Annotated in this window: 20 protein-coding genes; 10 read left to right on the top strand and 10 right to left on the bottom strand. The window is 26.8% G+C overall.

Annotated features, from left to right (window positions below; all coding sequences use genetic code 11):
- The first annotated feature begins 196 nt into the window (after positions 1-196).
- Both OXH55_RS03785 and OXH55_RS03780 read left to right on the top strand, forming a co-directional pair.
- Entirely contained in the window at positions 197-631 is a 435-nt protein-coding gene (locus OXH55_RS03785; protein ID WP_268048115.1) for a VanZ family protein, read from the top strand.
- Positions 632-707: 76 nt separating this feature from the next.
- Complete coding sequence (locus OXH55_RS03780; protein WP_268048114.1) at positions 708-1,397, top strand: CPBP family intramembrane glutamic endopeptidase; 690 nt, start codon at positions 708-710, stop codon at positions 1,395-1,397.
- Between the two features lie 56 nt (positions 1,398-1,453).
- Here OXH55_RS03780 and galT read toward each other — a convergent pair whose 3' ends face one another.
- The 3 genes from galT to OXH55_RS03765 all read right to left on the bottom strand — a co-directional run bounded on the left by galT (position 1,454) and on the right by OXH55_RS03765 (position 4,899).
- Positions 1,454-2,398, bottom strand: a complete 945-nt coding sequence (galT, locus tag OXH55_RS03775) for a galactose-1-phosphate uridylyltransferase (RefSeq protein ID WP_268048113.1) — start codon at positions 2,396-2,398, stop codon at positions 1,454-1,456.
- Positions 2,399-2,506: 108 nt separating this feature from the next.
- Positions 2,507-3,154 (bottom strand): beta-phosphoglucomutase, encoded by a 648-nt coding sequence (pgmB, locus tag OXH55_RS03770; RefSeq protein ID WP_268048112.1) that lies wholly within the window; start codon positions 3,152-3,154, stop codon positions 2,507-2,509.
- Positions 3,155-3,288: 134 nt separating this feature from the next.
- Complete coding sequence (locus OXH55_RS03765) at positions 3,289-4,899, bottom strand: sensor histidine kinase (RefSeq protein ID WP_268048111.1); 1,611 nt, start codon at positions 4,897-4,899, stop codon at positions 3,289-3,291.
- Positions 4,900-5,111: 212 nt separating this feature from the next.
- On the opposite strand from OXH55_RS03765, the gene OXH55_RS03760 reads away from it, so the two are divergent.
- The 3 genes from OXH55_RS03760 to OXH55_RS03750 all read left to right on the top strand — a co-directional run bounded on the left by OXH55_RS03760 (position 5,112) and on the right by OXH55_RS03750 (position 8,400).
- Entirely contained in the window at positions 5,112-5,930 is an 819-nt protein-coding gene (locus tag OXH55_RS03760) for an alpha/beta fold hydrolase (RefSeq protein WP_268048110.1), read from the top strand.
- Positions 5,931-5,989: 59 nt separating this feature from the next.
- Complete coding sequence (locus tag OXH55_RS03755) at positions 5,990-6,820, top strand: metallophosphoesterase (RefSeq protein WP_268048109.1); 831 nt, start codon at positions 5,990-5,992, stop codon at positions 6,818-6,820.
- A gap of 227 nt (positions 6,821-7,047) precedes the next feature.
- Positions 7,048-8,400: a glucose-6-phosphate isomerase gene (locus OXH55_RS03750; protein WP_268048108.1), complete on the top strand. Its 1,353-nt coding sequence runs from the start codon at positions 7,048-7,050 to the stop codon at positions 8,398-8,400.
- A gap of 51 nt (positions 8,401-8,451) precedes the next feature.
- Here OXH55_RS03750 and OXH55_RS03745 read toward each other — a convergent pair whose 3' ends face one another.
- The 3 genes from OXH55_RS03745 to OXH55_RS03735 form a co-directional block, all read right to left on the bottom strand.
- A complete protein-coding gene (locus OXH55_RS03745; protein ID WP_268048107.1) occupies positions 8,452-9,858 on the bottom strand; it encodes a DUF4179 domain-containing protein in 1,407 nt (468 codons plus the stop codon).
- Positions 9,851-10,375, bottom strand: coding sequence for a sigma-70 family RNA polymerase sigma factor (locus OXH55_RS03740; RefSeq protein ID WP_268048106.1), 525 nt, complete (start codon positions 10,373-10,375; stop codon positions 9,851-9,853). The genes OXH55_RS03745 and OXH55_RS03740 overlap by 8 nt, the downstream gene beginning before the upstream one ends.
- Before the next feature lie 184 nt (positions 10,376-10,559).
- On the bottom strand, positions 10,560-12,923 hold the full coding sequence (locus tag OXH55_RS03735) for a YcdB/YcdC domain-containing protein (RefSeq protein ID WP_268048105.1): 2,364 nt from the start codon (positions 12,921-12,923) through the stop codon (positions 10,560-10,562).
- 176 nt (positions 12,924-13,099) lie between these two features.
- Here OXH55_RS03735 and OXH55_RS03730 point away from each other — a divergent pair, with 176 nt between their 5' ends.
- Together OXH55_RS03730 and OXH55_RS03725 are read left to right on the top strand one after the other, a co-directional pair.
- Positions 13,100-13,546 (top strand): YaiI/YqxD family protein, encoded by a 447-nt coding sequence (locus OXH55_RS03730; protein ID WP_268048104.1) that lies wholly within the window; start codon positions 13,100-13,102, stop codon positions 13,544-13,546.
- Between the two features lie 99 nt (positions 13,547-13,645).
- Positions 13,646-14,308, top strand: a complete 663-nt coding sequence (locus tag OXH55_RS03725) for a phosphatase PAP2 family protein (RefSeq protein WP_268048103.1) — start codon at positions 13,646-13,648, stop codon at positions 14,306-14,308.
- A gap of 34 nt (positions 14,309-14,342) precedes the next feature.
- Here OXH55_RS03725 and OXH55_RS03720 read toward each other — a convergent pair whose 3' ends face one another.
- A complete protein-coding gene (locus tag OXH55_RS03720) occupies positions 14,343-15,383 on the bottom strand; it encodes a M42 family metallopeptidase (RefSeq protein WP_268048102.1) in 1,041 nt (346 codons plus the stop codon).
- 124 nt (positions 15,384-15,507) lie between these two features.
- Here OXH55_RS03720 and OXH55_RS03715 point away from each other — a divergent pair, with 124 nt between their 5' ends.
- Complete coding sequence (locus tag OXH55_RS03715) at positions 15,508-16,887, top strand: VanW family protein (protein ID WP_268048101.1); 1,380 nt, start codon at positions 15,508-15,510, stop codon at positions 16,885-16,887.
- A 212-nt stretch (positions 16,888-17,099) separates the two neighbouring features.
- Here the strand turns inward: OXH55_RS03715 and pulA are convergent, their stop codons facing one another.
- The gene (pulA, locus tag OXH55_RS03710; RefSeq protein ID WP_268048100.1) at positions 17,100-19,244 is read right to left on the bottom strand and encodes a type I pullulanase; all 2,145 of its coding nucleotides are present in this window, start codon (positions 19,242-19,244) and stop codon (positions 17,100-17,102) included.
- 196 nt (positions 19,245-19,440) lie between these two features.
- Between pulA and OXH55_RS03705 the strand changes: the two genes are divergently transcribed.
- Both OXH55_RS03705 and OXH55_RS03700 read left to right on the top strand, forming a co-directional pair.
- A complete protein-coding gene (locus OXH55_RS03705) occupies positions 19,441-21,573 on the top strand; it encodes a triple tyrosine motif-containing protein (RefSeq protein ID WP_268048099.1) in 2,133 nt (710 codons plus the stop codon).
- A 241-nt stretch (positions 21,574-21,814) separates the two neighbouring features.
- On the top strand, positions 21,815-22,543 hold the full coding sequence (locus tag OXH55_RS03700; RefSeq protein ID WP_268048098.1) for a pseudouridine synthase: 729 nt from the start codon (positions 21,815-21,817) through the stop codon (positions 22,541-22,543).
- Between the two features lie 275 nt (positions 22,544-22,818).
- On the opposite strand, the gene OXH55_RS03695 is transcribed toward OXH55_RS03700, so the two are convergent.
- Both OXH55_RS03695 and OXH55_RS03690 read right to left on the bottom strand, forming a co-directional pair.
- Positions 22,819-23,466 carry an amino acid ABC transporter permease gene (locus OXH55_RS03695; RefSeq protein WP_268048097.1) on the bottom strand — a complete coding sequence of 216 codons (648 nt, stop codon included), beginning with the start codon at positions 23,464-23,466 and terminating at the stop codon, positions 22,819-22,821.
- 28 nt (positions 23,467-23,494) lie between these two features.
- On the bottom strand, positions 23,495-24,301 hold the full coding sequence (locus OXH55_RS03690; RefSeq protein ID WP_268048096.1) for an amino acid ABC transporter substrate-binding protein: 807 nt from the start codon (positions 24,299-24,301) through the stop codon (positions 23,495-23,497).
- Between the last annotated feature and the right edge of the window lie 95 nt (positions 24,302-24,396).

Here is a 24,396-nt window from a genome sequence, read left to right as displayed (position 1 = left end):
TCCGATATTATCTAAGATTATCCTCCTTATACAATACGGTTCATAAATATAGATTTTGTGGGGCTTTATACTTGGTAAATCATGCTATATATGAGAATAGAAATTTCAATAAGAGAATATGTAATTATCAAAAGAGTTACTACATTATGATATAATTTATGATGTACAATACATATTGCTTAAGGAGACGTGATATATGAAACAAACAAAAAAATTATATTATTTTAAATGGCTATTGCTTATAATTTGGATGCTTGTTATTTTTAATTTTTCAAATGATCCAGCTGTAGTTTCGGATGAAAAAAGTGGTCTTATACTTACAATATTTAATTCACTAGGTGTAGATTTAAATAGTATATTTGGGACTTTGGCTAATTTTATAGTAAGGAAAACGGGACATTTTACAGAGTTTTTTATTCTTTATGTATTTTTATATAATATTTTAAAGGAAAGCTTTAGTAAGAAAAGAGCTTTAACTATGGCTTTAGTATTTACATTTTTATATGCTTGTTCAGATGAATTTCATCAGATTTTTATTCCTGGTAGAGAGGGAAGATTTCGAGATGTTTTAATAGATACTTCTGGAGGCATAGCTGCACTTATATATTTTTACTGTAAAAGAGATAATTAAATAATGGACTAGCTTAAAGAAAGAAAACAGTAATTATTTAAAAATTTAACTATTGAAAAGGAGAGATTAAATAATTATGTATGACGATATGTATAGTAAAAAATATATATTAGTGTCATCATTAGCTGCTTTCATAATTTTATATTTTGTAGAACAAGGCATGGGGGTTAACTATATTGTTAAAACTATTACCAAAATAGCCTTATTTACTTTAATACCATATGTATATATAAAATTTATTAAAAAATCTAATATAAAGAATTTAGTGAACTTTAATTGTTTAAATAAGAAGAGTTTAAAGTATGGTTTTTTAGTTGGAATAATATCTTTTTTAATAATTTTATTAGCTTACAATATTTTAGCCTCGTACATAGATTTAAATAGTATTTCTAGCGAACTTCAAAACAAATCAAAAATAACTCCTGAAAATTTTATTTTGATAGGAGCATATATAACTTTGGGTAATTCGTTTTTAGAAGAAGTTTTTTTTAGAGGGTTTATATTTTTAAATATGTACAAACTTGGTTATAAGAAATTAGCATATATATATTCATCTGTACTATTTGGAATATACCATATAGCTATTTTTAAAACTTGGTTTAGCTTAGGAATAACTTTTTTAGCTTTATTTGGACTTATAGCTGTAGGGTTTGTATTTAATTTTTTAGATACTAAATCTGAAAACTTTATAAATTCATGGGTTGTTCATATTTTAGCAGATAGTGCAATTATATTTATAGGATTTAAGATGTTTAAAATTATTTAAAAAATAAAGCTAGTAGATTAAATAAGTTTCTACTAGCTTTATTTTTTATTATTTTATTAATTAGATAAAATGTCTCTGGCTTGTTCAGGAGAAACTACGTTTATCATAACTCCTGTAGATAGTTCGAATCCAGCAATAGTAGTAGTACGTGGAATTATACTTATACTCCAGTGAAAATATTCATTAGGAGATTTTATATTATTTAAGTATAAATTATATGCAGGATCATTCAAATTTTTATAGAATTTTTTAATTATAAAACTTAAAGCATGAGACAAGTCTGATATTTTTTCTTCATCAATAGATATAAAATTACTGCTGTGTTTTTTTGGATAAATAGCTACTTCATATGGGAAAAGGGAGGCATAAGGTGTAATAACAATAAAATTACTGTTTTCGAACACAATTCTTTTTTTCTTACTTAGTTCATATTTAATTAAGTCACAAAATAAACAGCTATTATTTTCCTTATAATATTCTTTTGAATTTTTTAGTATTCTGCATATATTTTCAGGATAAAAATTCATAGAAATAGCTTGAGAATGAGTATGTTGTAAAGAAGCGCCACCTTCTTTTTTATAATTTTTAAATAACTGTACATATTTGATATTTTCATTATTATATAAATTTTTAACTACTGCTTTATAGCAAGAAATCAAATTTTTAATTTCATCAATACTCATTTTGTGTAAATAATTAAAATGTTTATCCGAATCTATTATAACGTAATGAGTGCCTATAACTGTTTCACCAGTATGAAAACTTTCTTGTTCTAAGAGAGTTTTTTTGTTATCAATGGCTGGAAATTTATTTGGTACAACTCTAACATTCCAGGGGTTACCTATTGAGAATATTTCATAAGGAGTTTTTTCTTCATTTCCAGGGCAAAAGGGACATGTACTTAAATCTTTCTTTTTATCTATATCATGAGGTCTATCCCCTCTTTTTTCACTAATCACTACAGCTTTTCCAGTAATTCTATCAAATCTTAAGTCACTCATAGCTTCCTCCAAAGTTAAGCATTAATTTTCTTAAAGTAGAAAGGTACTTATATACACAGCTTTAAGTTTGTTAAATAATATCAGTTTTCATTAAGAGATATAAAATAATTAAAATTCTAATACAGATAAATCCTTGTTAACAAAAGAACCTATTACTTTGTTAGCTCTATGTAATATTTCAGGTGAACCCACACCTATACAATACATACCAGCATTTATTGCCGCTTCAATACCAGCAGCGGCATCTTCAAATACAACACAGTTCTTAGGGTCAACATCTAATTCTTTAGCACCCTTTAGGAAAACTTCAGGGTCAGGTTTAGCATTAGTTATTTTAGTTCCATCAATAATTGCATCAAAGTAGCTTGTTAAATTTATAGAGTTTAAAATTCTCATAGAGTTTTTACTAACAGAACCAAGAGAAATTTTTATTCCACAATTTCTTAGAAGAGTTAGAAATTCTTTAACACCAGGTAGAATTTCATCTTCAGTCATTTTAGATATATATTCTACATACCAAGAATTCTTTTTCACAGCTAATTCTTTTTTAGTTTCATCATTAAAATTTTTATTTCCTATCTCTAATAAAATTTCTAATGAATCCATTCTGCTAACGCCTTTTAATCTTTCGTTATCATTTTCATCGAAATCAAAACCTAATTCATTAGCAAGTCTTTTCCATGCAAGGTAATGATATTTAGCAGTATCTACTATAACTCCATCTAAATCAAAAATACAAGCTTTAATATTGTTCATAATTATTCCTCCTAAAATACAAAATATACTATTACTAAAATATTATATCAAAAATATGTTTAGCAATAGTAGTATAGTAAATAACGAACTTTAACACTTAAAATTTGTCATAATTGACAATTGACAAGAGACAGTTAGTAGTATATATCCGAAAACTCAATATGAACTTTTTGTAGTAAATTCTCTTCTATAGAGTGATCTTCAATAAATGATTCACTATGTTTACAATTTGATAAATTAGGAATTTCAATTAAAAATTCACTACCTTTATTACACTCACTAGTTAAAGAGATTTTACCTTTATGTATTTCTACAAAGGATTTAACTAAAAAGAGACCGATTCCGGAACCTTCCTGTTTCCTGGAAAGTGATTTATCAACTTGAATAAATTTCTCAAATATATTTTTTTGTTTTTCTTTAGGAATGCCCATTCCAGTATCTTTTACTGATATTACTACAGAGTTTCTTTTATCATAAACTGTAACATAAATTGAACCACCAGGTTTAGTGAATTTTACTGCATTGGATAGAAGATTTAATAAAATTCTTTCAAGCTTTCTAGAGTCAAAAGTCATTATTTTTTCTTCTACTGTAGTATCAAAGATTAATTTTATATCATTTTTTTCTGTATATTCAATTACAGAAAGAGCTATATTTTCAATGAAATCTATTATATTTTTATTTTTTAAATAAAGAGAAATATACCCTGCATCTATTCTTGTTATATCCAGCAAATTATTAACTAGTCTAATTAATCTATAGCAATTTTGTTTCATTATTTCTATGTATTTAATACTGGAATGATTATTGTTTTCTAATAACTCTAAAAGCTGTACTGTACTCATCATTACATTAAGAGGAGTTCTGAATTCATGAGATAAATTAGCTAAAAATTGATTTCTCATTCTATCATATTCTACAGTTTGTTGAAGTTTAATATTTTCTTCTAAAGCTTTTTTTCGATTAGTTATATCAAATGCAATACCAAGCATTAAAGGTTTATTTGTAAAAAATACGTATCCTTGACTAAATTCTAGCCAGCGTTCATTTCCATCCTTAGTTATAATTTTTAACTCATGAGTAGATGGAGTAGAATTAAAGAGATTTTGAGTAGATAAATATTTCTTAGCAGTTTCTTTAAAAGAAGGATGAATTAAATCTTCAAAGTTCATTTGTAAAATTTCATCCTTAGTATAGCCAGTAAGTTTTTCTACATTAGAATTAACATATGTGAATTTTTTAAAATCATGCGTAAATATTATAGCTGAAGTTATTTCTGTAAGAGTATTAAATTTAATCTCATTATTAGAAATTTTAGTCCATTCATTACATGAAATTATTTCTAGCTTATCAAATATTTTTTCTAAATAATAAATACCTTTTAATTTATCTTCACACTGCAGATTAGATATATATATTAAATTTATATATGCTTTTCTATAACATTTCAATATAGATAAAAATGTGCCTAAATCCATTTTATTATTGTAATGCTTCATAGTGCTATTTATTCCAGATTTACAAATCGATAAAAGTATACGATCAATTTCGGGAGAGTCTATTTCTTCTGAGTTAAATGATTTTAAGATTGAAATTAAATAGTTGGAAATAGTATCAATAGGATTTGTCCAACTATTTATATCTCCTTTAAAAAAATTTACTAAGTTATTTAATTGGGCATAGTGCAGCATTTTATCATAAATTTTATCTTTGTTATTTTCTAATAAATCACAAATTACTATCAAATTAATTCACATCCTTAATTAATACATCAAATTTTATTATACTATAATTTGAATTTACTGGATATAATTGTTTTGAAAATAATGAATAAAGCTTAAAAAGATAAATGGTTATTTTTGGCATTGTTCAATGAAATGTGGTATTATAAAAGTATATTTAAAATAGGTCAAGCTACTAATATATGCGAATATATAAACAATTTTGGAGGTGCTGTATGTCATATATTTTAACAGATGATAATACTAAGATTTTTTATAAAGAAAAAGGAGAAGGTAGACCTATTGTATTTATTCATGGATGGGCATCTAGTCTGGTGAGTTTTGCTATACCAGCCTTTTATTTAAGTAAAAAATTTAAAGTTATAACATATGATTTAAGAGGGCATGGTAAGTCAGATGCTACAGAAGAAGGACTTACAATGAAAAGATTTGCTGCGGATTTAGAACAGTTATTGGAAGCATTAGATTTAAATGATGTTATATTAGTAGGATGGTCTATGGGGGCTCAGGTTTTATTTGAATACATAAAGAATTTTGGATGTAGACGACTTAAAGGAACAATAATAATAGATATGGCTCCAAAACTTATGAATGATAATTGGTGGAATTTAGGTTTATACCGTGGAAAATTTACACATGAAGATAATTTACAAGCATTAAAAGAGATGACGGCAAATTGGGAAACATATATAGAAAAATTTACAAGAATACTTGTACCTGATTTAGATGAAAAACAATTTAAGTATATAATGAAAGGAACTCTCATAAATAATCCTAATGTTGCAGCAACTATGTGGGATGTTATGGTAAATGCAGATTATTGTGATGTCTTACAGAAGATAACAGTACCTACGCTCATTATGTATGGAGAAAAAAGTACACTTTATTCAGAAGAAACGGCTAAATATCTTAATAATCAAATACCTAATTCTAGAGTAGAGAAATTCAAAGGATGTACTCATTTATTGGTTATGGAAGATACACAAAAATTCATTGAAGAAGTGGATAAATTTGAGAAAAAAATTAATAAATAGTATCTATGTAAAGATGTTTTTTATAGTAACAAAAGAAAAGAAATTTAGGGAGAAGGGTTATGAAAAAGAAAATAATAATTTTTACTTTATGTTTAGGAATATTCTTTTATTTTCAGAATAATTTTATTACGGTAAATAATTTAGAAATTAAATCTGAGAAGATTCCAGAGGATTTTATAGGGTATAAAATTGTTCATTTATCGGATTTGCATAACAAATCTTTTGGAAATAACCAAAAACATTTAGTTCAAAAAATAAAAAAAATTAAACCTGATTTGATAGTTTTCACGGGGGACATAATAGATAGAAGAAGATATAATGAAAAACCTAGTTTGTGTCTTATAGAAGAGATTACAAAATTAGCACCAGTATATTATGTTACTGGAAATCATGAAATATGGTCTGGTAAATTTCATACTCTAGAGAAAAAGTTGAAACAAAATGGAGCTAAGGTATTAAGAAATGAAGGAAGAGTTATAAACAAAGGTAATAGTGAAATGCTTATTTTGGGAATAGATGATCCAGCTATAAACAGTACTTATGAAACTGAAGAAGAAGTAGTTGATAAAGAAATAAAACAAGCTATGATAAAAAAATATAATGACAAATATAAAATTCTGTTATCGCATAGGCCGGAAAAATTCTTGATTTATAGTGAAAATAATATAGATTTAATTTTTAGTGGACATGCACATGGAGGACAAGTTAGATTGCCTTTTATTGGAGGAATTATAGCACCTAATCAAGGTTTTTTTCCTAAGTATACTAAAGGGAAATATCAAGATGAAAATTCTACAATGGTAGTAAGTAGAGGACTTGGAAATAGTTTAGCACCATTAAGAATTTTTAATAGACCAGAGATTGTGGTTGTTACATTATATAAGAAATAAAATTCAAGAAGAGAGATGTGGTAAGTATACTGATTATACAATTATGGGTATATTAAAAATGAATATTAGTATTTAAATGATAGTTAAATAATATAATGGCATATTAAGCAGTTATATATTTTGAAAAAGTTTTCACAAATCATAACAATTAGTATAACTTGAATTGTTTTCATAAATGAATTAAAATTTCTAAAGAAGTAAAATATATTTTATGGGAGGGTCAAAAAATGTCCAAGAGTTTAACTTTAGATTTATCAAAAACTATGCCATATTTAAATGAGCATGAAATTCAACAACTTCAACCAATGGTAACAGCGGCACATAATATGTTACATGAAAAAAGTGGTGCTGGCAGCGATTTTTTAGGATGGGTAGATTTACCAGTAAACTATGATAAAGAAGAGTTTGCAAGAATACAAAAATCAGCAGAAAAAATAAAAAGTAATTCAGAAGCACTTATTGTTATAGGAATAGGTGGATCATATTTAGGAGCAAGAGCAGCTATAGAAATGTTAACTCATACATTCTATAATGTCGTTTCAAAAGATAATAGAAAAGCACCACAAATATTTTATGTAGGAAACAACATAAGTTCTACATATATGGCAGATTTAATAGAAACTGTTAAAGATATGGATTTCTCAGTAAATATTATATCAAAATCAGGAACTACTACAGAACCTGCTATAGCCTTCAGAATATTCAAGGATTTATTAGAAAAGAAATACGGAAAAGAAGGAGCAAAAGAAAGAATTTTTGCAACAACTGACAAAGCTAAGGGAGCATTAAGAACTTTAGCTAATACAGAAGGATATGAAACATTTGTAATTCCAGATGATGTAGGAGGAAGATTCTCAGTATTAACTCCAGTTGGATTACTTCCAATAGCGGTATCAGGAATAGATATTGAAGAAATGATGAAAGGTGCTGCTGCTGCTCGTGAAGAATACAGCAATGCAGACCTAAAAGAAAATACAGCATATAGATATGCAGCAGCTAGAAATGCATTATATGCAAAAGGTAAAACTATAGAAATGATGGTTAATTTTGAACCATGCTTACACTATATGGGTGAATGGTGGAAACAATTATTTGGAGAAAGTGAAGGAAAAGATGGAAAAGGAATTTTCCCAGCAGCAGCTGATTTCTCAACTGACTTACACTCAATGGGACAATACATTCAAGAAGGTATAAGAAATCTTTTTGAAACTCAATTAAATGTAGAAAAACCAAGAAAATCAGTTATTATAGAAGAAAATGAAGATAATCTTGATGGACTAAATTTCCTTGGGGGAAAAGATATGGATTTTGTAAATCATCAAGCTTTCAGAGGAACAGTAATAGCTCATAATGATGGTGGAGTTCCTAACATGATAATAAACATTCCAGAATTAACTTCTTACTATTTTGGAAATTTAGTATATTTCTTTGAAAAAGCTTGTGGATTAAGTGGATATATGCTTGGAGTAAATCCATTTAACCAACCAGGAGTAGAAGCTTACAAGAAAAACATGTTTGCACTTCTTGGAAAACCAGGATATGAAGATATGAAGGCTGAAATCGAAGCAAAGCTTAAATAAGAAAAAGTTAGAGTTTAAATAGAGAAAACGCCGATTAGTTCGGCGTTTTCTCTATTTAATTTTAACTTTAAAATCATCATATATTATTGTTGGATAATCGTGTACTGTAAAGGTTAATGGATTTTTATACTGCTTTTTAGGAATTTTAATTATTATATTCTGGTTATTAAGGTCTCTTATGTTACCTCTCATAGCAATATTTGATAAGTGATAATAATTATTATCAGAATCTTTGAAGTCACTATTAAAAACTGAAAACATTTTATTCTTATCAAAAGAACTTGGTTTTTTTAGATTAAAATGAAGTTCAATATACTCCTTATTTTTAACTATCTTATTGAGTGCTAGTTTGTCATCAGGTGCTTTTATTAATTTATATTTTTCAAGATTTACAACAATATCAAGGTTACTTTTATCCAATGCTTGTATACTGCTGCATGTAATATAAAGTGATTCTGGTTTTTCAAAGAAATTGCTCTCAAAATATCTTGTTATATGATTTGTATCAATTGTTTTCCCACTCATACCAGAAGCTTCAGTCCATTCATTTCCTTTTTCATCAACAAGTTTTAAGTCGTTAAAAACCAGTATTTTAGAAGTATTATTTGGATCAAAAGAAATATCTACAGAAATTCTTGTAGGATAAATGGTAGATTTCTTAAAAGTTATATTTTGATTATTTATACAAATAGTTTTATCAATATTATATTCTTCTTTAAGATTTTTAAATTTATTTTTATCTATAGAAAAGCTAGTGTTCCATTTATAAGGTAATAATTTATAACGATTCTTTTCGGTACCACCTTCTGCAAGATGTTTTTCCGATGTTTTGTTAGTTTCCATCATTTTTAATTGCAGATTTAATTCTTCGGGTATATTGTTTTCATTCTCAAAAGTAATATCAATAATATTATGAAGTTTTTTATTTTCTGAAAGAGTCATATCTTTATCAATAAAATCATGTCTGCTAGAGCAATAGCCATCTAAATCATTGCCGCTCTTGTCTTGAAGCTTAACATTTGCTATATTAACAAATTTGTGGGTAGTTTTGTTTTCTATGCTGTAAAAAATAATCATTCTAGATTCATCAACTATTAGATTATCTACAGTAAAAATAAGTCCATCATGTTCATCTGATACATTTATAGGTTGAATAAAATTATTTCTTACTGCTGATTTTAAGCCTTTATCATAATTAATTAATTCTATTATATAACTAATGCCAGGTATATTTTTTACAAAAGATGCAAAAGCAGGAGAAACTCTTATACTGATTATAAAGATTGCGAGAAAAAAACATGCAGCAGATGAAATAAATTTCATTTTGAATGACTTTTTCTTGGATTTTTTTCCTCGCATTATTCCTTTTTGTATATAATCATCAATATCTTCAGGAACACTAATATCTTCGTAATTTGATTTTGCTTTTTTTAGAATAGTATTATCTAGATTAAACACAATCTTCACCTTCTTCTATTAAAATATTTTTCAGTTGTTTTAAGGCTTTGTAGAGCCATGTTTTAACTGTTCCTTCAGGTTTTTTCATAATTTGTGCAATATCTCTTAGTGTAAAATCATGAAAATATTTAAGAAGTATTATTTTCTTATAATCAGGTTTTAAACTGTCCAGCAGTTCTACAGCTTCTATATTTGAATTATCATATTGTTTGTTTTGTATATTTGATTGATGCTTAATAAGCTTAAGTTTTTTATTTTGATTGAGTTCATCACTGCAGTAATTGATTAGAATACGTATAAGCCAAGTTTTGAAGTACTGAGGAGTTCTTAACTTACTAATATTTTTATATGCTCTGTAGGTTGTTTCTTGAATAGCATCTAAAGAATCCTGTTCGTTATTTAAATAAGAATATGCAATTTTATATAATTCACACTTATAAGTACAAATAAGCTTATAAAAAGCATCATCATCCCCTTTCTGAGCCCTCATAACTAAGTCAAAATCTTCATTATTCATTATTTACCTCCTGTTAAATAGTTATAAAATACAATGTTTATTATAATACTTCTACTAATTAGACTAAAAAATGGAGTATTTAGTTTTAATTTTAAATTAAATTAGGGACTGTAGATAGATTTAAAATATATATCAATATCTATCTACAGTCCCTAATGAATTTTTATATTTAATATTTTTTATACTATCTATACATAGGTACTATACCATAACTTCTTTCTTTGTTTTCAAGAGCCCTAAACAGGCTAAGAGACAAGTCTTCCATAGTTACAGTGGATTTTGGTTTTACTTTATTATTTTCTAAGTCTATTAAATTTAATCCTTTTGCAAGAGCTACATACCCAAAGTTTTCTTTACTTACCTCATGAGAGTCTTTAGCGTTTAATACAAAGGTATCTTTACACTCTGCTATAGTCTCATAGTTTAAAAATTTAATTAGAGCTTTGCACATTGTTTCTCTTGAAACTTTTTTGTCAGCATCAAAATTTTCCACATCTTCTCCTATAAATCCATAATATTTAGCCATTTTTAAATAATCTTCTTTTGATAATAAGCTTTCATTGCTGTTAGAATTTGACTCGTCATTTGCCAGTTTGTCAGCAGTTGAATTTTTCATTTCAATTAAATAAGGAGTATAACCTAGTGCATCTACTAAGGTTTTTATTAAATCCATATTTTTAACTTCTTTTTTTAATTTAAAGTCTTTGGTATCAATTAAGCCTTTATATGCTAAAATTTTAATTTCTTTTTCTGCTTTACTTCCTTTTATTTCATTTAGGAATTCAGATATATCAAATTTAATTTCTTCACCATCATAGTCATTTAGTAATTTACTATTAAAAGCATTTACATATATATCTTTGTTATCCAGAGCATATACTAATTTTAATTCCCGTTTTAGATTCTTAGGATCTTTACTTGTATTTTGCCAGATAAATCTTAATTCAGGTTTATATTTATTAAAGTAGGTTTCCTTAGCTTTATTTACGCTAATTTTTTTATTAGGACTTTGGAAAGTTATATTATCATCCCATGAACAATTAATTTCAGAAAGTTCTCCAGTTTTAGTGTTGAATTCTATATAAATACTATCATTGTCATATGGTATATTATTAACTTTTCTTGTGAAATGATAGCGGTAAAATCTTTCAGGCTCTTTTTCTTCATTTTCTGTATAAATAATTTCTCTATGTGTTAATTTTAAATCTATATTTTTAACTCTACTAGGATAATATTTACCTAGTAAGTCAATTGCTTTATAATATCCTTCTTTCCAAGTGAATTTAGGAGTGAATTTTTCATTATAATCGAAATAAGAATAAAGATTTGCAGCAACTATTTCACCATTCAAAGCGTTAATTCTAATATAACCTTCTTTAGTTTCAGGTTCTTTATTTTTAGTTTTTTCATTCTTTGATTCTAGTTCTTTAGTAAAATGAGCTGTCCATGTTTTATTTTCATTACTTTTAGTGCTGTTGTCATATTCTCTGTAGTCTAAATTTTTTACGGTGTATCCTTTACCATAAAGTTCTGCTATTTTGATGTTAATCAATTTTAATGCTTCAGCTTTTTCCAATGGCTTTTTATAATTTTCTAAATTCTTATATTTATTGTATAGAGTTGTTTTTTCTTTTGGGTTGAGTTCTATGGTTTCTACATTATAATTATCTATAGAACTATCCTTTATAAATTCTCCAGTGGTAGCATCTATAAAATTACTTTTTTCTAAAGAGGGTTCATAAACTAATTTAATATTTTTAGTATTTTCTTTATTTTCGTACTGGTATTTATTTTTAAATAGATTATATTTTAAATTTACATTCATTTCATTTTTAAATTTATCTTCGCAGACTTTACTTAAATCTATCTTAGGCATTGGAGGAACTTTTATATTTTTATCCCAATTAAAATTATAAGATTTGATTTTCCCAGTTAATCCATTAACTGTTACAGTTATATAATTATCATAATATTTAGCTCCAAAAAGATTTCTTACATAATGGAAAGAATAATCAGATGAATTAACTCTATTAGAAAACCACTTATTATTTGATAATTCACAAAGTTTATATTCTGATGGATTTGTATTTTTTATAACATTATCACTAATTTTCTGAGCTTCTTCAATTGATAATTTAGGAATGGAAACATTTGAAGCTTTACTGTATTCATTTTTGTGCATTGAAATTAAAGTACCTGTATTAGCATCTAAAGATGCTTCAATTACAGTTTCCTTATTATAAGAGTCACAGTGCCAATATATATTCCAAACAGAATAACTAGAATTATTATGTTTATAGGAACTTAGAGTTAAATTACATTTAAAATCTTTATCATCAATTTTAATATCAAAATATTTTTGTAAAAGTTCTTTTGCTTTTTTTTGAGCAACTTCTTTGGAGAATTTTAAATTTTTATTGTCTTTTGAAACAGGATTATTAGTGGCTATTGTATTGGTTTTTTTTGCATCTACGGCAAAAGCTGGGAAGGTTGTCCCTAAAACTAAGCAACCAGTTAAAATAAGAGAAAAAATTTTTTCTTTGTTCATATATATACCCCCTATAATTTATACTGTATAGAAAAAATTACAAAATGTTTTCATTAATATATACGTTAAAAAATCTCATTAGTTATATAAATTTGAAAAAAATTTAAATTTTATGAGTTTTCACGTGTAATAAAAATTAATTATGATACACTAAATATAGTAAGGAGGAAATAATTATGAGAATAATAGTAGATGCAGATGCTTGTCCTGGAAGAGAGTATATTGAAAAAGCAGCAAAAGAAAATAATAATATAGAAGTTATAATGTATAGTGATATAAATCATGTAATTAATAGTAATTATAGTATAGTAAAAATAGTAGATAGTGGATTTCAAAGTGTGGATATGAAGGTTGCAAATGAAACAGCGAGGGGAGATATTGTAGTTACACAGGACTACGGGGTAGCAGCTATGGTATTGGGTAAAAAAGCTTATGCAATAAGTCCTAAAGGATATATATACAGCAATGATAATATCGACAGATTACTTTTTGAAAGGCATATATCATCAAAGGTCAGAAGAAGTGGTGGAAAAACTTCTAACCCTAAAAAAAGAACAGAGGAAGATAATGAAAGATTGTATAGAAATCTTTTAAAGCTAATAAAAAATGCTAGTAAAGGATAAACTAGCATTTTTTATAATTATTTCATAAAATATATGGTTATTTATTAAACTCAATGAACATAATTGTATATAGTTAAATATTTAAGAGGTGGGGAAGATATGAATACTATAAAAAAATTTATTGATGAGCATAAACATTTTTTATATTTACTTATATTGGTGCCATTACTGATTTGCTTTTCTTTGTGTCAAAGATTTTTAAAACCTCAATATATAATGCACTGTGGTTTGGATGATTATATACCTTTCTTAAAAATATTTATCTTAGCATATATATTTTGGTTTATTTATATGGCGATAGGATTTGTGTATTTTGGATTAAAATCAAGAAGTGATTTTTTAAATCTAGTAAAATTTATTTTTTTAGGCATGGGAATAAGTTATGTAATATATTTCATATTACCTAGTGGTCAAAATTTAAGACCTGTTTTAAAACAAAATGATATTTTAACTCAAATGGTAGGAGCTATTTATTATATTGATCCACCTACAAACGTTTGTCCTAGTATTCATGTAATTAACTCTATAGGAGTAAATGCTGTTGTGATTAATAGTTCCTTATTTAAGAATAATAAAAAAATAAAGGTTTTATCAACTATTGCTATGATACTAATATGCTTATCAACAATGTTTATTAAACAACATTCACTGCTTGATGTTATTGCGGGCATAGGACTTTCTACTATTATATATGTGTTTATATATACTATACCTAGAATTAGGAAAGAGAGAGAAGTGGTTGCTAAGACAAAAGAAGTTTAGAGAGTATACTAATGGTTACTCTCTAAACTTCTTTTTATTTACTCACGCAGTATTTCAAAATTAATTCTAGTGTTGCTAGCATTGAGTCCATGTGAGTTCTTTCATAAGCATGAGAAGCAAAAACCCCTGGACCAATTAAAGCTGTTCTAACATCCCATCCAGCTCTAAGAGCAGCGGAAGCATCAGAACCGTAATGAGGATAAGTATCTATTTTATAATCTATTTTATTTTCTTTACATAAATTTATGAATTTTTTTCTTAAATTATAATCATAAGGGCCAGAAGAATCTTTTGCACAAATACAAACACTGTATTCAGAAGAATTTTGTCCAGGACCAGGTGCTCCCATATCAACTGAAATAAATTCAGTAGTTTGTTCTGGAATAGTAGAAGATGCACCATGTCCAACTTCTTCATAATTACTAATAAAGAAATTTGTTGTATAAGGTAATTTAATGTTGTTGGCAGTTATATATTCTATTGTATATAATAGTATAGCTGCACTAGCTTTATCATCAAGGTGTCTAGATTTTATGAATCCTTTTTCTGTGAAAGTGGTTCTAGGATCGAAACATATAAAGTCTCCTACATTTATTCCTAATTTTTCAACATCTTCTTTTGTAAATACTTTTTCATCTAAGATAACTTCCATATTTTCTGCGGTTCTTTTTAAATCACGAGCTTCATCTCCACTAATGTGAACCGATGGTTTTATAGTTTGTATAGTTCCAGTATAAGTTTTATCATCTAATGTTGAAATAATGCAGTTCTCACCTTCTACAGCATTCCCCATAAATCCCCCAACAAAAGTTATTGATAAAGTTCCATTAGATTTTACTTCACGAACCATTGCACCTAAAGTATCAATATGGGCAGAAAAAGTTCTCTGATTGGTATTATTTCCCCCTTTAACTGTAACTATTATGACACCTTTATTAGTAGTTTTGTATGGTATATTTAGTGCATCAAGTTCTTTTTTTATGTAATCTGTTACTTTATCAGTATATCCAGAAGGACTTGGAATAGATAATATATTTTTTAAATAATATTTAAGTTTATTTTCTTTATTTTGCATAATATCACTCCTTTACAAAAATTCTAACATATTATTAAAGGACAACCAACTCTTAAAAGGGATTATAATATGTAATTATTTTATATTTTATAGTATAATATACAAGAAGGAAGGGAGAAATGGGATGAGTAGAGTAAAGAATAATAATAGTAAGAAGAAAAATACGAAAAAAATAAGAAATTTTATTTTAGTGGCGGTTATATTGGCAGTTTCTGTTATGGCAAGTTATGTATATTTTACTACTCAAAAATGGAATAATGTAATTTTTCCTAATGTTAAAGTTGAAAATGTTGATTTAACAGGAAAAACTAAGGAAGAAGCGATTAAGCTTTTAAGAGACAAGTATGGAAATCCAGCACTTAAAAGTAAGATAAACATCAAAGCTGAAAACAGGACTTATACTATAAATTTTTCGGGATTGAATGCTCAATATAATATTATTAAAACTGTTAATGAGGCTTATGCATATGGAAAAGACTTAAATATTATATCTAAATACAAACTTATATCTAAACCAGATAATAAACAATATAATCTTAAATTTTCGTACAATGAGAAACCAATAAATGATACTATAGAATCTATGAAAAAAGAAATAAATAAAGGACCTAAAGAACCTAGTATTAAATTGGATAATGGTAAGTTTGTAGTAATAGATGGCAATCCGGGTGCTGAATTAGATGGAGATAAACTGAAAAAAGATATTATGGCTCAATTAGATAATAAATCTAGTGGTGATATAAACATTGATGCTCCTATTAAAACTATAAACTCTAAAACTTCTACAGAAGCATTAAAGGCAGTAGATACTAATATAGCAACTATTTCAAGCAATTATTCTACATCTTCATGGGGGAGATCTACTAATATTGCTGTAGCAACTAAAAGTATTGATGGTACATTATTGATGCCAGGAGAAACTTTTAGTTTTAATGAAGTAGTTGGTGAAAGAACTAAAGCAAGAGGATATCAAGAAGCACCTGTAATAATTAATCAAAAGGTAGAACCAGGACTTGGTGGAGGAATATGTCAAGTTTCTACTGCACTATATAATGCAGTATTACAAGCAAATCTAAAAACTACAGAAAGAGTTCATCATACTTTCCCATCACACTATGCTGCAAAAGGATTAGATGCAACTGTAGATTGGGGAAATATAGATCTAAAATTTAAGAATACCTTTGATTATCCGGTATATATACAGGCATATACTAAAAATAAAACTGTTTATTTTAATATATACTCTAATAAAAAGTTAAAAGAAAGAACATATAAAATTACTACTGAACTTTATAGTACAGTAGAACCTACAATTAAGTATATAGATGATCCAACTTTACTAGAAGGTAAGCATGAAGTTGTAAAAAATCCCCATACGGGATATAGAGTAAAAGTATATAGAGATATATATGAAAATGGTAAATTTATAAAAAAAGAACTAGTTTCTAAGGACTATTATGTTGCAATAAATGGGATAACTAAAAGAGGAACTAAAAAACACTAGAATAAAATTGTGAAGTAATTTTATTCTAGTAACCAGTAACCAGTGAAGGAAGTAAACCTAAACTTAAATAAAAGAAAGAGCAAGAATATATATTCTTGCTCTTTCTTTTATTTTTATTTTTACTTAATTTAATTTCTTTAATTTTTTTAAAAAAGTTTTTTTCTAGCGACTGGTTACTGGTTATTGGCTACTGAAAAGTGCTTCGTACTTTTTTAGGTTGAGTAAAACATATTCATACATAGACTTTCTACTTCAATTTTATCAGAGGTTACTGTTTCTATAGGTTTAGTATTAGCATGATATTTATTAACAACTTTATACCAAGTTATATTTGGAACTTCTAGAGTGACGGAGTATCTATTAGCATTATATATAACTAAGATATTTTCCCATGAATCTCCGTTAGCATTGTCTTTAAGTAAAAATGCTACTGTATTTTTAGGTGTATTTTGAATGAAGTTTAAGTGAAGCTTAATATCTTCTGTTGAATACATTCTAAAGGCTGGATGTTTTTTTCTTATTTTAATTAATCCTTTACAATATTCATATACATCTAAAAATTCAAACTTCCTATCATAATCTAAGCTATTTATGATATCTGGTGATTTAAAACTATTTTCGATGCAATATTTTGTTCGGCAGAATTCAACTCCAGAATGTAAAAAAGGAATTCCTTGACTGGTTAAAACTATAGCGTTGGAAAGCTTAACCATATTTTTCTTGTCTTCTAGTGTATCAGTATTATTACTGAGTTCAAATTTATCCCATAAAGTGTGATTATCATGGCAAGATACATAATTAATAGATTGTTCAGGTGATACATATATGCTGTTGCAGGTTGCGTTAGAAATAGTACATCCAGTTATACAGCTTTTGATTTTATTTTCAAGATTTTGCTTACCACTTACAAAACCTTTATCTAATTTAGAAAAAACATTTCCTTTTATAGTGTCTCTTATAATATCATTAAAGAAACTTATATTAGGCATTTCTTTTGCGTTTTTTTGAGTTGCCCTTAAGCTATCATCTAGAGCAGTATTTAGATTCCAACCTTCGCCATAAAGCATGATATTTTTATTAAGGTTTTTAAAAGTATCATATATTGAATTCATAGTATTTACATCATGAATTCCCATAAGATCAAATCTAAACCCATCAATATGATATTCTTCAGCCCAATAAAGAACAGAATCTAGAATAAATTTTCTCATCATTTTATGTTCAGAGGCAGTATCATTACCACAACCGCTTCCATTAGAAAAATCTCCAAAATTATCAAGTCTGAAATAATATCCAGGAAATATTTTTTCAAAATTGTTTTGAGTTTTATGGAATATATGATTATATACTACATCCATATTTACACAAATATTTTCAGAATGTAGATGTTGTATCATTTTTTTTATTTCTAATATTCTACATTTAGGATCATAGGGGTTTAGGGAAAAGGAACCTTCAGGTACATTATAATTTTCAGGGTCGTAGCCCCAATTATAATCTTTAGCATTTTTTTCATCTATACTTATGCTGCTGAAATCAAAACAAGGCATAAGTTGAACATGGGTTACTCCAAGATCTTTTATATGTGATAAACAAGTTAGTACGTTTTTTTTTGATGAAGTGTTATCTTCTGTAAGAGCTAAAAATTTGCCTTTTTGAATTACTCCGCTGCTTTCATGCATAGATATATCTCGAATATTAAGCTCGTATATTATGGCGTCTGTATTATGTTTAGTCTTTGGAGTGTAATCATTTTTAAAATTATGAGGATTAGTTTCTTTTAAATCAATAATTGCTGCTCTTAAACCATTTATACCTACTGCTGTGGCATAAGGATCAATTGCTTCTTGGTTATAGTTATAGGTAGTTACTTTATAGGTATAAAAATAATTTTTTAAATTTTTGTTTATAGTTATGGTCCATAGACCGTTTTTTTCTGTCATTTTGAATTTAAGAGGTGGTTCAGTAATTGTAGGGTCACCATTTTTATAGAGTAGTAAATCAACAGAAGATGCTGCTGGAGACCAAAGTTTAAAGGTTGATGTTTTTTTAGTATAAATTAGTCCTAATTTTCCATCATAATAAAATTTGTCATTAAATTCAGAAGTTAGAAATAAATCTTTATATAAAGCTTTTATCTTTATACAATCATAAATAACAAAAGAATAATATTTTATATTAATTTCTTCTTTAATAAATACTAGAATGGAATTTTCAGTAGTTGTAGTATAATTATTTATATGTAAAGTATTAGCTCCATTTTTTATTATAAGTTTATTCATATTGAAATTTTTCAAATTATTTGTGCTAATTAGTATTTTATGAAAACCTATTACCTTTGCAGTGATAGTATACATAGGAACCCTCCTGAAATGCAAAAAAATGGTTATAAATATTTTTATTATAAACTTTAAAACAAAAAGAGTCAAAGTTAAAAGAGGTAGTTAAGAAATAATATTTAAAATATAGCAAAAATATACCTTTTACAATATATGGAATTATAGTATAATTAATATATCATTAAGGTATATTATGGGGCGGGAGAGGATAAATATGAATGAAATTATTATTGGTTATAATAAAGAATCTCCACAAGAAAAGAATTCTGAAATTAAAATAAATATTATAGATAAACCTAAAGAAAATTTATTATTTAAGTATATTGTAGGATTTAATGGAGCATGGGAAACTCTTAAAGAGTTTAGTGAAGATGAGAGCATAATATGGAAACCAGAAATAGAAGGAAGTTACATTTTGATGGTACAAGCTAAAGAAGAGAATAGTACTAAATCTTTTGATTATGTATCTAAAAATGAATATATAATAGGGAAGCTCAGTAAGGATGAGAATGAATTAATTAAAGATATTCATTTAAATAAGAAAAAATTTTGTGTAGGAGAAAAAATTCATTTAAAAGTAGAGACTAAACAAAGCTCTGTTCTTTATAGATATATGATAAAGGAAAATGAAAAATGGATTCTAGCAAAAGATTACTCTAAAGAAAATGCTTTTGTATGTAGTGTTAAAGATCCAGGAGAGCATGAGATATTAGTTCAGTGTAAGTTGTTAGACTCACGTGAAAATTTCCAAGAAGCAAGAAAAGTTGAATATAAAGTTGTGGAAATGAAAAAACTTGAAATAAATGTTTTCAAATGTTTAACTTCGGAACTATTAGTAGATGAAGAATTAGTTTTTGAGGTCGGTGCTCAATATGATGATAATAGAATGATATTATATAAATTTGTTAAGATTAATTCTAATGGACAAACTAAGTGTATACAAGATTATTCTACTAAAAAGGTTGTAAGTTATAAAGAAAACAATAGTGGTAAATATAGGATTTTATGTTTAGCAAAGGATATGTATTCACCTAAACAGTATGACGATAGAGCAATTATGCATTATGAAGTTAAACCATATAAGAAAGTAGAAATACTAAGCTTTGTAAGTGATTTAAGTTCCCCACAAATTATGGAAAAAAGCATTACATTTAAGGCTGTTGCTAGTGGAGGAAAAGAGCTTAGGTATAGATATTTAATAGAGGGACCTAAAAATGAAAATTCAGGATATATAAAATCTAGTGAATACATATGGGAGCCTAAGGAGTCCGGAGATTATAAAATAAATTTGTTTGTAAAAGATGTTTCTTTTACAGGTAAATACGAAGATGGTAAATCTATCCTGTTTACTATCGACGAAATACCTAGAGATCCTGTAAAAATAGATGAGATAATTTTAGATAAAAAAGAAAGTGTATTAGTAAAAGAAAGTGTTAACATTAAAGTTATAGCAGAAGGGGGAATAACACTTTTATATAGCTTTATTATAAGAAAAGACAGTGTAGAAAAAGAAAGAATCGATTATGGAGAGTGTAATTGGGTTAAGTTTACCCCAGAACTTGAAGGTAGATTTGAAATCGAAATTAGAGTAAAGGATAAGTATTCAGACAAGGTATTTGATGTTCATGAAATAAAACATATAGATGCATATAAATATATACCTGCCAACATTGATTATGTTTTAATGGAGCCTAAAGAATATTATTTAATAGGAGACCAGATGGTTTTAGATGTTATTACTCAAGATACAGAGGAAATATTAATAAAATATGTGCTTCAAATAAATGGTCATAAGGTAGAAGAAACAGATTATGTAAAAAGTAAAAGATATATACTAACTCCTAAATGTAGTGGTAGATATATAGTTAAAGTATATGCTAAAAATAAAAAAAGTGATAAAAAATTTGATAGTTCAAAGGAAGTTTCAATTGTAGTAAATGATGCACCTCCAGTAACTAATACTACAATTAAATGTGATAGATTTAGTTTTTCCCCAAATGAACCTATAGAAATCACAGCAGAAAGTAATGGGGGAAAAGATGTAGTTTATGAGTTTTATTTAATGGAAAAGAGTGAATGGAATTTAGTACAGAAATATAGTAAAAAAAATTATTATGATTTTATACCATTTACTAAAGGTATATATAAGATACTAGCGCTTGCTAAAAGTAATTATAATAAAAAGGCTTATGAGGATTATTGTATGATTGATATTAAAGTTACGGAAAAATTATCAATAAAAGACTTAGTAGATAATAAAGATATACAACAACTTAAACATATTGTAGATAATAATATTTTATCAGATTTAAAGCTGACAGAAGAAGAAAGAAAAAGTCTTATTTAGAAAAAAGTACTTTTAAATTTTATATTTAAGAGTACTTTTTTTAAATGTAAACTTGTAGTGCAATATAGAAAATGATTAAAAACTTTCAAAAATCAATTATATATTCTATAAATTATAAAATAGAGTGAATAAATAAGAAGAGAATTCCTTTTATTTAACTAATTGTAGGTTTATAATAAGGGGGGCAGTGATAAACCGCTGCTCTTACTTTTTACAATAACTAAGCAGGGAGTGAAAAGCAATGGAAAGATTAGATAAAGTTTTATCAAATCTAGGATATGGTACTAGAAAAGAAATTAAAGCTCTTATAAAAAGTGGAGAAGTAGAAGTTGATGGAAAAGTTGTTAAAGATAACGGATTAAAGGTTAAAGCAGAAGAATGTATTATAAAAGTTTTTGGAGAAGAGATTAATTATAGAAAATACATTTATATTATGATGAACAAGCCTGATGGAGTAGTTTCAGCCACTTTTGATAATTATGATGAAACGGTAATAGATTTATTAGAATATGAGGATAGTGTATTTAAGCCGTTTCCAGTAGGAAGGCTTGATAAAGATACAGAAGGACTACTTCTAATAACAAATGATGGAGAACTGAATCATAGATTAACTTCACCTAAGTGGCACGTAGACAAAGTATATTATGCAGAGATAAATAAGATAGTAGATGAAGAGGACATTAAAGCCTTTGAAAATGGTATAGTACTTGATGATGGATATAATTGTTTACCAGCTAAACTTGAAATTATAAATGCTGATAAAAATGGATCAGAGGTTTATGTTACAGTTCAAGAGGGAAAATTCCATCAAGTAAAAAGAATGTTTGAGGCGGTAGATAAAGAAGTTGTTTATCTAAAAAGAGTAAAGATGGGAAATTTAACTTTAGATGAAAATTTAGAGTTAGGACAATACAGAGAATTGTCAGATGAAGAATTATTATGTCTAAAAGACGTTCATGAAACCAAATAAAGCATGTAATGAGAAAAAATATGAACGAATTATGAAGGATATAGATTATTATAACAGTTTATTTACAATTAATTTTGCAAAATCTCTTGCAATTTATAGGTTTATTTACTATAATAGCTTTTGTAAGGGAAAATAAAAAGAATGAATAGCCCCCTTTTTATTAATTAAGGCACTCCAGCCCCAGGACGTGTCTTGCCCTATATAATACTAAAAAAACACTATCACCGGGATAGTGTTTTTTTAGTTACTAAGAAATTATAAAATTTTATGGTTTTTTATTCAAAAGCAAACTTATTTTCAAGTGCTTTGAAAGAAGTTGTAAATACAGTTGTCATCATAAGATAAAGTATTGTAGCTAGTAAAAATACTTCCAATGGCTTATAAGTAGCGGTATAGACTAATTGAGATTTTCTCATTAAATCACCCATAGAGATGGCTGAAACTAATGAAGTATCTTTTAGCAATGCTATAAATTCATTAGACATTGGTGGAAGCATCCTTTTTATACTTTGAGGAATTATAATTAAAAACATTGTTTGCCAGTAATTCATTCCTAAAGCTTTAGAAGCCTCCCATTGACCTTTATCTATAGATTGAATTGCAGCTCTAATTATTTCAGTAATGTATGCAGAAATATTTATAGTTAATCCTATTACAGCAGCTGTAAAAGAGGTGAATTTTATTCCAATTTGAGGAAGGCCATAGTAAATTACAAATAGTTGTATTAAAAGAGGAGTACCTCTAAATAGCCAAGTATACAAATCTCCAAATTTATTTAAAGATTTTATTTTACTTATCTTGCAAAAGCTTATAACAAATGCAAGTAATGTACCAAATGCAATAGACATTAATGTTAATTCTATTGTTGTGACACTTCCCTTTAATAATATTGGAAAAGCTTTTTTTAATGTAGTAACATCCATATTTCTGCACCCCTTTATTTTTGTTTCATTAATTCATTTTAGTTATATCCTCTCCAAACCATTTCTCTGAAATTTTAGTCATAGTACCGTCTTTTTGCATAGCTTTTAAAGTTTCATTAAATTTGTTTTGAAGAGCTGTATCTTCTTTTCTAAATCCAATTGCTATAGGTTCTTTTGAAATTTCTTTTTCAACAACTCTATATTTATCGTTATGTTCTTTTATATAATATCTTGCAACTAGTTCATCAACTGCTACGGCATCAAGTCTTCCTATTGCTAAATCTTGAAGAGCGTCTGTGTTTTTATCATATTCTTTAACTTCCTTCATAGTATTTCTTATAGGTGATATAGCTTCTGCACTTGTACTTCCAAGTTGAACACCTACGATTTTGTCTTTAAGATCATCAGCAGAGTTTATCGTTAAATTATCTTTTTTTACAACTATAACTTGTTTTTCTAAAATATAAGGATTTGAAAATGCTATTTCTTTTTTTCTTTCTTCTGTAACACTCATAGCAGAGATAATTACAGTAAATTTTTTAGTTTTTAAAGCTGGAATTACTCCACTCCATTCAGTAGGCATATACTCTATTTCTACACCCATTCTTTTAGCCATTTCATTAGCCATATCAATGTCAAAGCCGATTATTTTATCTTCATCTGAGCGAAAACCCATTGGAGGAAAAGAGTCATCTAAACCTACAACTATTTTATTTGGAATACCGTCTTTAGTAATAGTATCTTTAGAAGAACTTTTACTATTTCCACACCCCGCAAGAGATATTATTAGGATAGAACTTAATATTAAAGTAGCTAATTTGCTTATTTTTTTCATAATGAAATCCCCCTTAGTTAAATTTAAACCTTTGATATTAAATCTGAATTAAAATATAAATTTTAATTATTGAATTTTTATAAGTTTTGTTTTGG

The sequence above is a fragment of the Clostridium ganghwense genome (genome assembly GCF_026735165.1).
GTDB classification, from domain to species: domain Bacteria; phylum Bacillota; class Clostridia; order Clostridiales; family Clostridiaceae; genus Clostridium_H; species Clostridium_H ganghwense.
This window is presented reverse-complemented; position numbering and strand designations above follow the sequence as displayed.

Excerpts from the sequence above, each read along its gene's own strand:
- OXH55_RS03695 (WP_268048097.1), bottom strand. The coding sequence starts at position 23,466 with ATGGATGTTACTACATTAAAAAAAGCTTTTCCAATATTATTAAAGGGA.
- OXH55_RS03705 (WP_268048099.1), top strand. The coding sequence starts at position 19,441 with ATGAATGAAATTATTATTGGTTATAATAAAGAATCTCCACAAGAAAAG.
- OXH55_RS03750 (WP_268048108.1), top strand. The coding sequence starts at position 7,048 with ATGTCCAAGAGTTTAACTTTAGATTTATCAAAAACTATGCCATATTTA.
- OXH55_RS03725 (WP_268048103.1), top strand. The coding sequence starts at position 13,646 with ATGAATACTATAAAAAAATTTATTGATGAGCATAAACATTTTTTATAT.
- pgmB (WP_268048112.1), bottom strand. The coding sequence starts at position 3,154 with ATGAACAATATTAAAGCTTGTATTTTTGATTTAGATGGAGTTATAGTA.
- OXH55_RS03720 (WP_268048102.1), bottom strand. The coding sequence starts at position 15,383 with ATGCAAAATAAAGAAAATAAACTTAAATATTATTTAAAAAATATATTA.
- OXH55_RS03690 (WP_268048096.1), bottom strand. The coding sequence starts at position 24,301 with ATGAAAAAAATAAGCAAATTAGCTACTTTAATATTAAGTTCTATCCTA.
- OXH55_RS03730 (WP_268048104.1), top strand. The coding sequence starts at position 13,100 with ATGAGAATAATAGTAGATGCAGATGCTTGTCCTGGAAGAGAGTATATT.
- OXH55_RS03760 (WP_268048110.1), top strand. The coding sequence starts at position 5,112 with ATGTCATATATTTTAACAGATGATAATACTAAGATTTTTTATAAAGAA.
- galT (WP_268048113.1), bottom strand. The coding sequence starts at position 2,398 with ATGAGTGACTTAAGATTTGATAGAATTACTGGAAAAGCTGTAGTGATT.
- OXH55_RS03740 (WP_268048106.1), bottom strand. The coding sequence starts at position 10,375 with ATGAATAATGAAGATTTTGACTTAGTTATGAGGGCTCAGAAAGGGGAT.
- OXH55_RS03735 (WP_268048105.1), bottom strand. The coding sequence starts at position 12,923 with ATGAACAAAGAAAAAATTTTTTCTCTTATTTTAACTGGTTGCTTAGTT.
- OXH55_RS03785 (WP_268048115.1), top strand. The coding sequence starts at position 197 with ATGAAACAAACAAAAAAATTATATTATTTTAAATGGCTATTGCTTATA.
- OXH55_RS03755 (WP_268048109.1), top strand. The coding sequence starts at position 5,990 with ATGAAAAAGAAAATAATAATTTTTACTTTATGTTTAGGAATATTCTTT.
- OXH55_RS03780 (WP_268048114.1), top strand. The coding sequence starts at position 708 with ATGTATGACGATATGTATAGTAAAAAATATATATTAGTGTCATCATTA.
- OXH55_RS03715 (WP_268048101.1), top strand. The coding sequence starts at position 15,508 with ATGAGTAGAGTAAAGAATAATAATAGTAAGAAGAAAAATACGAAAAAA.
- OXH55_RS03700 (WP_268048098.1), top strand. The coding sequence starts at position 21,815 with ATGGAAAGATTAGATAAAGTTTTATCAAATCTAGGATATGGTACTAGA.
- pulA (WP_268048100.1), bottom strand. The coding sequence starts at position 19,244 with ATGTATACTATCACTGCAAAGGTAATAGGTTTTCATAAAATACTAATT.